Here is a 988-nt window from a genome sequence, read left to right as displayed (position 1 = left end):
GTTATCTACTAGATCATTTCCATAATCAGTAAATTCGGATTTTCTAAATAACTAATGAAATGCTTTAAAAAGTAAGAAGCCATTGCTCCATCAATTAATCGATGATCAAAACTTAAGCTAATCCCCATGATGTCTCGAATAACGATTTCCTCTTTTTCCGTTATAATCGGTTTCTTCTGGATTCGATGTACCCCAAGGATTGCAGCTTCCGGATAATTAATGATTGGAGTTCCGAATAGTCCAACACCAGTTGAGCCAATGTTCGTAATTGTAAAGGTTCCTCCCTTTAATTGATCCATAGATAAAGCATTATCTCTCGCTTTCTCAGCCAAGTTAGTAATTTCATTTGCTAAGGTTAACATGCTTTTTTGGTCAGCATGTTTTATGACAGGAACAATAAGTCCATTTGGTGTATCTGCTGCAATTCCAATATTAAAATACTTTTTTAAAATAATTTCCTCTTTTTCATCATCTATAGAAGCATTCAAATAAGGGAAATCCTTAAGAGCTGAAATAATAGCTTTTATGATGAAAGGCAAATAGGTTAAATGGACCCCTTTTTCTTTGGCTTTCAATGACAATTCCTTTCGGAGAGTAACAAGCTTACTGACATCGACCTCTTCTAAAATCGTAGATTGGGCCGCGATTTGTGTGGATTGTGTCATTTTTTTTGATATACTTCGGCGTAAACCTCTCAGTGGTACTCTTTCTACTAGGTCCTCTGCTGAGTGGATTATTTTTTGCTCATGTACACTTTCACTTACCTGTTTTACTTCTTTTTCCATCGCTGGATTCTTTGCATGATCTTGTTCTTCCTTATACCGATGAACATCTTCTGCTAGGACTCTTCCGTTTTTACCAGACGGAACAACAAGTGATAAGTCGACCCTTAATTCGCGGGCAATTCTTCTTACAGTAGGGGTTGCGATTACTCGTCTTTTTCCCAATTTCGGAGGAAGATTTTCATCACTATTATAAGTACGTCTTG

1 protein-coding gene is annotated in these 988 nt (G+C 36.6%); it reads right to left on the bottom strand.

Going from position 1 to position 988, the window contains the following annotated elements:
* Positions 1-8: 8 nt before the first annotated feature.
* The coding region (locus V7147_RS24845) for a dihydrolipoamide acetyltransferase family protein (protein ID WP_335370470.1) at positions 9-988 on the bottom strand (980 nt) is incomplete at its 5' end.

Origin of the sequence: Bacillus sp. JJ1521, from assembly GCF_036965165.1 — a bacterium.
Classification (GTDB): Bacteria; Bacillota; Bacilli; order Bacillales; family Bacillaceae_L; genus Ferdinandcohnia.
This window is presented reverse-complemented; position numbering and strand designations above follow the sequence as displayed.